Raw genomic sequence first — 9,662 nt, 5'->3', positions numbered from 1 at the left:
ACGGAGTCTTGCTTAAAAAGTGGTCTATCCAAATTCCTCAGAATGCTTCATCTTATAGGGGATTTTGTGAAATGATGGAAAGCTCTGAAGAAATTTTAAAAAGGAATATTGATAAGGAAGTGGGGAGAAACTAGTCTCTCTACTTTTTATATTCAAACTATAAAAAACCGAACATTATTGTTTCATAATCGAAATTATTTGACAAAAACTGTACTTTGGTTTATAATAAGTCAAGGAAACGTCGGAAAAAGGCGTAGGGATGCGCAAGCATAGGTAGGTCATTATAAAAGAAACGAGACATCGATATGTTAAATGAATTTCCAATTTTTGATTACGAAGATATTCAGTTGATCCCAAATAAATGTGTCATTAAAAGCCGTGCAGAAGCAGACACGAGTGTCACACTTGGAAATCACACTTTCAAACTACCTGTTGTACCAGCCAACATGCAGACGATTTTGGATGAGAATGTTGCAGAGCAATTGTCTAAAGGCGGATACTTCTACATTATGCACCGTTTTGATGAAGCGGGGCGCATTCCTTTTATCAAACGCATGCACGATCAAGGCCTCATTGCTTCCATTTCCGTCGGTGTCAAGGACTACGAGTATGACTTTGTTAGCCAACTCAAGGCTGATGCTCCTGAGTATATTACGATTGACATTGCTCATGGTCATGCAGATAGTGTGATTTCTATGATTCAACACATTAAGAAAGAATTGCCAGATACTTTTGTCATTGCTGGGAATGTGGGGACACCAGAAGCTGTGCGTGAACTGGAAAATGCCGGTGCGGATGCTACTAAGGTTGGAATCGGTCCTGGAAAGGTTTGTATCACCAAGGTCAAGACTGGTTTTGGTACAGGTGGTTGGCAGTTGGCTGCCCTACGCTGGTGTGCTAAGGCAGCTCGCAAACCGATTATTGCTGATGGTGGGATTCGTACTCATGGTGATATTGCTAAGTCTATCCGTTTCGGTGCTAGCATGGTCATGATTGGTTCCCTCTTTGCTGGTCATATTGAAAGTCCAGGAAAGACAATTGAAGTTGATGGGGAACAGTTCAAAGAATACTATGGTTCAGCTTCACAATATCAAAAGGGTGCTTATAAAAACGTGGAAGGAAAACGCATCTTACTTCCTGCCAAAGGACACTTGCAAGACACCCTTACTGAGATGGAGCAGGATCTGCAAAGTGCCATTTCCTACTCAGGTGGACGAAAGGTTGCCGACCTCAAGCACGTTGATTATGTGATCGTGAAAAACTCTATCTGGAATGGTGATGCATCCCACTAAGAGACACTTAGTCCACCCATAAAAAACTTGTTATTAGAGCAAATTTCTGTTATAATAAGACAAGTTTCCACCCTTAGTGTAATGGATATCACGTAAGATTCCGGTTCTTGAGATGGGGGTTCGATTCCCTCAGGGTGGATGTAAACAGCCTAAAAAAGCCTTATTTAAAGGCTTTTTTCTTTATACTGCCCCTAAAATTGAAAATTGCCTTCTAAAAAATGCTCAATTCCCCTCTAGTCCCGTTTTAAAGTGACTCAGGGGGCTTTTTTTTGATATAATAAGAAGGACTGTTATCAGTTAGAAAGAGGTTGGTATGAAAGAATTACAAACTGTACTGAAAGACCGTTTTGCAATCGAATTTGCAGATAAAAAGCTACTAGAAACTGCCTTTACTCATACGAGTTATGCCAATGAGCACCGCCTCTTAAAAATTTCACACAATGAGCGCTTGGAATTTTTAGGAGACGCTGTTCTGCAATTATTGATTTCAGAATACCTGTATAAAAAATATCCTAAGAAACCAGAGGGCGATTTGTCCAAACTCCGTGCCATGATTGTCCGTGAGGAAAGTTTGGCTGGTTTTGCGCGTGATTGCCAGTTTGATCAGTTTATCAAGCTAGGAAAAGGGGAAGAAAAGTCTGGTGGGCGCAATCGTGACACCATTCTTGGTGATGCCTTTGAAGCCTTTCTGGGTGCTTTGCTTTTAGACAAGGATGTTGCTAGGGTAAAAGAATTTATCTATCAAGTCATGATCCCCAAGGTTGAAGCAGGTGACTTTGAAATGATTAAGGATTACAAGACACACCTGCAAGAGTTGCTCCAGGTCAATGGCGATGTGGATATTCGCTACCAGGTGACCTCTGAGACGGGGCCTGCCCATGATAAGTTTTTTGATGTAGAAGTTCTGGTTGAGGGCAAGAGTATCGGAAAAGGTCAAGGCCGTTCTAAAAAATTGGCAGAACAAGAGGCCGCCAAAAATGCAGTTGAGAAAGGGCTGGATTCATGTATTTAAAGGAAATTGAGATTCAGGGATTCAAGTCCTTTGCCGACAAGACCAAGGTCGTCTTTGATCAAGGTGTGACAGCTGTCGTTGGGCCCAATGGTTCTGGGAAGTCAAATATTACAGAAAGTCTGCGATGGGCCTTGGGGGAGTCTAGTGTCAAGAGCCTTCGTGGTGGCAAGATGCCTGACGTTATCTTTGCTGGAACTGAAAGTCGTAAACCACTCAATTATGCATCTGTTGTCGTGACCTTGGACAATGAAGATGGTTTTATCAAGGATGCGGGGCAAGTCATTAAGGTTGAACGTCATATCTATCGTAGTGGTGATAGCGAGTATCGAATCGATGGCAAGAAGGTGCGCTTGCGTGATATCCATGACCTCTTCTTGGATACTGGTTTGGGACGGGATTCCTTCTCCATCATTTCCCAAGGGAAGGTTGAGGAAATTTTTAACTCCAAGCCCGAAGAACGCCGTGCTATTTTTGAAGAAGCTGCTGGAGTTTTAAAATACAAGACTCGTCGAAAAGAAACAGAAAGCAAACTGCAACAAACTCAGGACAATCTAGACCGTTTAGAGGACATTATCTATGAGTTGGACAATCAAATCAAGCCCCTTGCTAAACAAGCCGAGAATGCTCGCAAGTTTCTCGACTTGGATGGTCAACGCAAGGCAATATACTTGGATGTACTGGTTGCCCAAATCAAGGAAAACAAGGCTGAACTAGAGCTGACAGAAGAAGAACTAACTCATGTTCAGGAACTTTTGACTAGCTATTACCAAAAGCGTGAAGAGTTAGAAGAGGAAAATCAAAGCCTTAAAAAGAAACGTCAGGATATCCAAGCTCAAATGGCCAAGGATCAAGGAAGTTTGATGGATTTGACTAGTTTGATCAGTGACTTAGAGCGAAAACTAGCCCTGTCTAAACTGGAATCTGAGCAAGTAGCCCTCAATCAACAAGAGGCACAAGCCCGTTTGGCGACTTTGGAAGATAAGAGAAAGGCTCTAAGTAAGGAAAAGGCTGAAAAAGAAGCGAACTTAGAACAGTTAGAGGAAAGTCTAGCTGAAAATAACAAGGAACTCAATCATTTAGAAGCGGAGTTGCTGGCTTTTTCAGATGATCCTGATCAGATGATTGAACTCTTGCGTGAAAGCTTTGTCGCTCTTTTACAAGAAGAAGCGGATGTCTCAAACCAACTGACCCGCATCGAGAATGAGTTGGAAAACAGCCGTCAACTATCTCAAAAACAAGCAGATCAACTTGAGAAACTGAAAGAACAACTGGCTACAGTTAAAGAGAAGGCCAGTCAACAGCAGGCTGAGCTTGAAACTGCCAAGGAGCAAGTTCAGAAATTATTGGCAGACTACCAAGCTAGTGCCAAGGAACAAGAGGAGCAGAAAGTTTCTTACCAAGCCCAGCAGAGTCAACTCTTTGACCGTCTGGATAGTCTCAAAAACAAGCAGGCTAGAGCCCAAAGCTTAGAAAACATCCTAAGAAATCATAGTAATTTTTATGCGGGTGTTAAGAGTGTTCTTCAAGAAAAAGATCGTCTTAGTGGGATTATTGGTGCAGTGAGTGAGCATTTGACTTTTGATGTTCATTATCAAATTGCCCTAGAGATTGCGCTTGGTGCAAGCAGTCAGCACATCATCGTAGAAGATGAGAACGCAGCGACTAAGGCAATTGATTTCCTAAAACGAAACAGAGCCGGTCGTGCAACCTTCCTTCCTTTGACAACAATCAAGGCTCGTACGATTTCTTGTCAGAATCAGGATGCTATCGCAGCAAGTCCAGGCTTCCTTGGTATGGCTGATGACTTAGTGTCGTTTGACAAGAGACTAGAAGCCATTTTTAAGAATTTGTTAGCTACGACAGCAATTTTTGATACTGTAGAACATGCCCGTGCAGCCGCTCGTCAAGTTCGTTATCAGGTTCGCATGGTGACGCTTGATGGTACCGAATTGCGCACAGGTGGTTCCTACGCGGGTGGTGCCAATCGCCAGAATAACAGTATTTTCATCAAGCCAGAGCTGGAGCAATTACAAAAAGAAATTGCTGAGGAAGAAGCTAACTTGCGGTCAGAAGAAGCGAGTTTGAAGACCTTGCAAGATGAGATGGCGGTATTGGCAGAAAGATTAGAAGCTATCAAATCTCAGGGTGAGCAAGCTCGTATCCATGAGCAAGGCTTGTACCTTGCTTATCAACAAACCAATCAGCAAGTGGAAGAGTTAGAAACTCTTTGGAAACTTCAAGAAGAGGAATTAAATCGTCTTTCTCTAGGAGATTGGCAAGTGGATAAGGAAAAATGCCAAGAGCGCCTCGCTACTATTGCCAGTGAAAAGCAAAACCTGGAAGCTGAGATTGAAGAAATTAAGTCTAACAAAAACGCAATTCAAGAACGTTATCAAAACTTGCAGGAACAGATCTCTCAAGCGCGCTTGCTTAAGTCCGAACTGCAAGGACAAAAGCGGTATGAAGTGACTGATATTGAACGCTTAGGTAAGGAATTAGATAACCTCAATCTTGAACAAGAAGAAATCCAGCGTCTCCTCCAAGAAAAGGTTGATAATCTTGAGAAGGTTGATACGGATTTGCTAAGTCAGCAGGCGGAAGAGGCCAAAACTCAGAAAATAAACCTCCAACAAGATTTGATACGCAAGCAGTTTGAGTTGGATGATATCGAAGGCCAGCTGGATGATATTGCCAGCCATTTGGATCAAGCTCGTCAGCAAAATGAAGAGTGGATTCGCAAACAAACACGTGCTGAAGCCAAGAAAGAAAAGGTCAGCGAACGCTTACGCTATCTACAAGGTCAATTAACTGACCAGTACCAGATCAGCTACACCGAGGCTCTAGAAAAAGCACATGAGTTGAAAGATCTCAATCTGGCAGAGCAAGAGGTTAAAGATCTTGAGAAAGCTATTCGCTCACTCGGTCCAGTCAACTTGGACGCAATTGACCAGTACGAAGAAGTTCACAACCGTCTGGATTTCCTAAATAGCCAACGAGATGATATTTTGTCTGCGAAAAACCTGCTCCTTGAGACCATTACAGAGATGAATGATGAGGTTAAGGAACGCTTCAAATCCACTTTTGAAGCTATTCGTGAGTCCTTTAAAGTGACCTTTAGACAGATGTTTGGTGGTGGCCAGGCAGACTTGATATTGACTGAGGGCGATCTTTTAACAGCTGGTGTGGAGATTTCTGTTCAACCACCAGGTAAGAAAATCCAATCTCTCAACCTCATGAGTGGTGGCGAGAAAGCCCTATCAGCTCTGGCTCTGCTCTTCTCAATCATCCGAGTTAAGACCATTCCTTTCGTCATCTTGGACGAGGTAGAGGCGGCGCTGGACGAAGCCAATGTCAAACGTTTTGGGGATTACCTCAACCGCTTTGATAAGGATAGTCAGTTTATCGTCGTGACCCACCGTAAGGGAACGATGGCGGCAGCGGATTCTATCTATGGAGTTACCATGCAAGAATCAGGTGTATCTAAAATTGTTTCGGTTAAGTTAAAAGATTTGGAAGAAACAGTAGACTAGTTACTAAACGATAGCATCTCTTAGGAGGTGCTATTTTTAAAATTCATACCTTAAATTGTCTATCAAGGTCAGTTCAGGCGCAAAAAACGACATTTGGGATTTCCTCTTAGCGAAAAGACTTTCTCTATGATATAATAGTTTCATGATTACAACAGTACCTATTAAGAACGAAAAAGATATTGCAGTACCAGGGAAAACAGTCCTTGTACTAGGTTATTTTGATGGCATCCACAAGGGGCATCAGAAGCTTTTTGAAGTTGCCAGCAAGGCTTCGATGAAGGATTATCTGCCAGTTGTCGTGATGACCTTTACAGAGTCGCCAAAACTTGCCTTGCAACCTTATCAACCTGAGCTTATGCTCCATATCGTCAATCACGAAGAACGGGAGCACAAGATGAAGTGGCACGGAGTAGAGGCTCTTTTCTTACTGGATTTTAGTAGCAAATTTGCTAGTTTAACGGGTCAAGAATTCTTTGATACTTATGTTAGAGCTTTAAAACCAGCCATTATCGTAGCGGGATTTGATTACACGTTTGGTTCAGATAAGAAAACTGCGGATGACCTGAAGGATTATTTTGATGGAGAGATTATCATTGTTCCTCCGGTCGAGGACAAAAAGGGCAAGATCAGCTCCACACGGATTCGCCAAGCTATTCTTGATGGAGATGTCAGGGAAGTCAATCATCTACTCGGCACACCGCTCCCAACCCGTGGAATGGTCGTTCATGGAAATGCTCGTGGGCGTACTATCGGTTATCCAACAGCCAATCTGGTCCTAAGAGATCGAACTTATATGCCAGCAGACGGTGTTTACGTAGTCGATGTAGAAGTACAACGTCAGAGATATCGTGGCATGGCAAGTGTTGGAAAAAAATGTTACTTTCGATGGAGAAGAGCCGCGTTTTGAAGTCAATATTTTTGATTTTTCTAGATGATATTTATGGTGAGACAGTCATGGTCTACTGGCTAGACCGTGTCCGCGATATGGTTAAATTTGACTCCATCGACGAGCTCGTAGACCAACTCCAGAAAGACGAAGAAATTGCTCGAAACTGGAAGGATGGAGAATAGAAAAGTTTAAAAAAGTGAACCATATTTTGTGTTTGCTTTTTTATTTTTGAAAGAAATTTTAATAGAAAGAAACATAATTGAAGCTTGATTGAAAATCTATTAAAATAGTGATATTCATAACGTTAAAAACCAAAGAAAAGAGACTAATATGATTACAGGTGAACTAAAAAATCACTTATGCAGATGTATTTTGGATAAGATTTGAGATGAAATAGCAGTTTTACACTATCATTGTAATTACCGTAATTATTTGTTATAATACTTCAAAGGAGGAAATCAGATGGTAGTAAAAACAAGAAAACAAGGAAATTCAATCACCATTACGATTCCAAGCGAGTTCAATATTCCAAGTGGTGTTAAATACGAAGCGAAATTGTTACCAAGCGGTGAAATTATCTTTACTCCTGAAGAATTGGATCATCAGGTCTCTTATGTTTCTGATGATGCCTTTAACTTGAAATTGGATACAATTTTTGATGAATACGACGATGTTTTCAAAGCTTTGGTGGAAAAATGACAGTCTATTTAACAGAAAAGCAAATTGAAAAAATCAATGCTTTAGTAATTCAACGGTATTCTCCAAATGAGCAAATTCAAACAGTTAGTCCTTCAGCGTTAAATATGATTGTGAACTTACCAGAACAATTTGTTTTTGGTAAACCTCTTTATCCAACAATTTTTGATAAAGCAACAATATTATTTGTCCAATTGATAAAGAAGCATGTTTTTGTCAATGCCAATAAACGAACAGCCTTTTATGTTTTGGTGAAATTTTTACAATTAAATGGTTATTACTTTTCTGTTTCTGTGGAAGAAGCGGTTGAAATGTGTGTGACTATAGCGGTAGAAGCTTTAACTGATGAAAAAATGATAAGCTATTCTAAATGGGTTTCTGAACATTCTGTCATAGAAAAGAACAAAAAGTAGGCTAGTTTGTTAGATTGAAATGAGCATAAGAAAAAAAATGAAGAGACAATATTAGAATTCTGTAATACAGAAACTCTGATATTGTCTCTTTTTATTAAAACACACGATAGACATAAGGATTTTCTGGTTTATCTACCTTGGTAAAACTCTCAACTTCCAGTGTTGGGAGTTTTTGTTTGAGTTCTTTATGGTAGTGGAGGGTCAGGGTTCCTCTGGCGGTAATCCAGGTATTGTCAGGATACTGGCGTGAGTTCCCCTTGGTCAAGAGTCCATATACACCAGAGTCAGCGATACAGTGAATAATCCCAAAGCGAAAGAGGAACTGGCTATCTGGATGACTAGGATCGTTATAGACAAAGCCTGTAAACTCGATTTGCTTTCCTTCAAACTCTTGTGGATAGTCATAGAGAACTTCCATGACCTCCATATAGTTTTCATCTGTAACCTGAATGGTTGACAGGGATAGGTATTTGTCAGCTGTTATCCTCATTTCCTTTTCATAAGCAGATTTGGAAAAATAGGTACTGGTATCAGGTTTGAGATATTGACTGGATGTTCCTTCGCTTGCCTGAATAGCTGCATCGATTCCCTCAGCAAGTGGGAAATGATAGCCTTTGGCAGATACGGTTCTTGAGTCCAAACTTACTGTGGGAAAGGAAACTCCAATCAAGAGTGGTAGTGACAGTAAAAGGAGGCTGATTTGTCTAGCTCGACGACTTTCCATATGGCTGTGAGAGTTGATTTTTTTAATCCAGATGTAGAATTGGACCAGAGCCAACAGAAGAGAAAGGACCATTGAGATATAGACTAGATAGGAATAGTGGAGGTTGATGTAGTGGCTAAGCTTGCCAGATAGCTGCAGATACAGAGTTAGGACAAAATAGCCCAGTAAAATGAAAAATCGAATCATAGCATCACTCCTATCATGTAAGAATAAAGCAAGATAAGCACTGTCACGAAGCCCATGAATTGCCAGATGAAATTGGCCTTGAGATAGTGTTTCATCATGAGGAGATTTTTGATATCAAGCATGGGCCCAATGACTAGAAAGGCAAGGACTGGTGCTAGGCCGAAGCTCGAGAGGAGAGAAGCACCGATAAAGGAATCCGCCTCACTACAGAGGGAAAGGAGAAAGGCAAGAAACATGAGCAAGAGAATCGCAAGGACTGGACTAGCACTGATAGAAGTGAGGATCCGAGTCGGGACATAGACTTGCACGATAGCTGCAAAGAGACAGCCAAATATCAAGTAACGCCCCATATCGAAAAACTCGTCAATAGCCTGTATAAAGACCTGAAAGACCTTTCTAGCGGGACTCAAGTGTGAAAAGTCATGTTCATGGCAAGCGATAGGATTCTCTTTTTGAATGGGTTCTTTCCAGAAAAATCCTAGAAAAATTCCCAAAACCAAAGCAACTACAATGGCTCCCAGAGTTCGCAAGAAGGTAATTTTTAAGGAATTACCAAAGGCAGAGTATGTAGCGAAAAGAACGATAGGATTGATGATGGGAGCAGTCACCAGAAAGGGAACGGCCGTGTAGCTGGGGACTTTCTTTTCCAAAAAACGATTGATAATCGGAACGATTCCACACTCGCAGGATGGGAAGAGAAAGCCAATGAAGGTACCAAAAAAAATCCTCCCCCAACGATTGCGAGGGAGAAACTCAGAGACCTTGTCAGCCGTGATATAGACCTCAATCAATCCCGAAATGAGACTCCCAATCAAGACAAAAGGGAGGGCTTCAATCATGATGGAGAGAAAGATTGCCCCCGCTTGTAATACACTAGGAGGAAGAGATTGGGAAACAGTCATCTATTTTTCTTTCTCAAC

General features: G+C 41.4%; 7 protein-coding genes, 1 tRNA gene and 1 pseudogene. 7 read left to right on the top strand and 2 right to left on the bottom strand.

Going from position 1 to position 9,662, the window contains the following annotated elements; genetic code table 11:
* Positions 1–305: 305 nt before the first annotated feature.
* The 7 genes and pseudogenes from SORDD27_RS04160 (at position 306) to SORDD27_RS04130 (ending at position 7,832) form a co-directional block, all read left to right on the top strand.
* Positions 306–1,292 carry a GMP reductase gene (locus SORDD27_RS04160; protein WP_061427507.1) on the top strand — a complete coding sequence of 329 codons (987 nt, stop codon included), beginning with the start codon at positions 306–308 and terminating at the stop codon, positions 1,290–1,292.
* A gap of 67 nt (positions 1,293–1,359) precedes the next feature.
* A tRNA-Arg gene (locus SORDD27_RS04155) sits at positions 1,360–1,431 on the top strand.
* 174 nt (positions 1,432–1,605) lie between these two features.
* Positions 1,606–2,304 carry a ribonuclease III gene (gene rnc, locus SORDD27_RS04150; RefSeq protein WP_061427505.1) on the top strand — a complete coding sequence of 233 codons (699 nt, stop codon included), beginning with the start codon at positions 1,606–1,608 and terminating at the stop codon, positions 2,302–2,304.
* Positions 2,295–5,834, top strand: a complete 3,540-nt coding sequence (smc, locus tag SORDD27_RS04145) for a chromosome segregation protein SMC (RefSeq protein WP_061427503.1) — start codon at positions 2,295–2,297, stop codon at positions 5,832–5,834. Before rnc ends, smc begins: the two co-directional genes overlap by 10 nt.
* 142 nt (positions 5,835–5,976) lie before the next feature.
* Positions 5,977–6,905: pseudogene (locus SORDD27_RS04140) on the top strand (bifunctional riboflavin kinase/FAD synthetase).
* Between the two features lie 280 nt (positions 6,906–7,185).
* The gene (locus SORDD27_RS04135; protein ID WP_000260600.1) at positions 7,186–7,422 is read left to right on the top strand and encodes an AbrB family transcriptional regulator; all 237 of its coding nucleotides are present in this window, start codon (positions 7,186–7,188) and stop codon (positions 7,420–7,422) included.
* Positions 7,419–7,832, top strand: a complete 414-nt coding sequence (locus SORDD27_RS04130; protein WP_061427501.1) for a type II toxin-antitoxin system death-on-curing family toxin — start codon at positions 7,419–7,421, stop codon at positions 7,830–7,832. Before SORDD27_RS04135 ends, SORDD27_RS04130 begins: the two co-directional genes overlap by 4 nt.
* 94 nt (positions 7,833–7,926) lie before the next feature.
* On the opposite strand, the gene SORDD27_RS04125 is transcribed toward SORDD27_RS04130, so the two are convergent.
* Positions 7,927–8,742 carry a TIGR03943 family putative permease subunit gene (locus SORDD27_RS04125; protein WP_061427499.1) on the bottom strand — a complete coding sequence of 272 codons (816 nt, stop codon included), beginning with the start codon at positions 8,740–8,742 and terminating at the stop codon, positions 7,927–7,929.
* Positions 8,739–9,644 (bottom strand): permease, encoded by a 906-nt coding sequence (locus SORDD27_RS04120; protein WP_061427497.1) that lies wholly within the window; start codon positions 9,642–9,644, stop codon positions 8,739–8,741. The genes SORDD27_RS04125 and SORDD27_RS04120 overlap by 4 nt, the downstream gene beginning before the upstream one ends.
* Positions 9,645–9,662: the final 18 nt, after the last annotated feature.

This window comes from Streptococcus oralis (assembly GCF_001579025.1).
Lineage (GTDB): Bacteria > Bacillota > Bacilli > Lactobacillales > Streptococcaceae > Streptococcus > Streptococcus oralis_X.
Note: the sequence above shows the minus strand (reverse complement) of the source record. Positions and strands in the feature narration are given on the sequence as shown.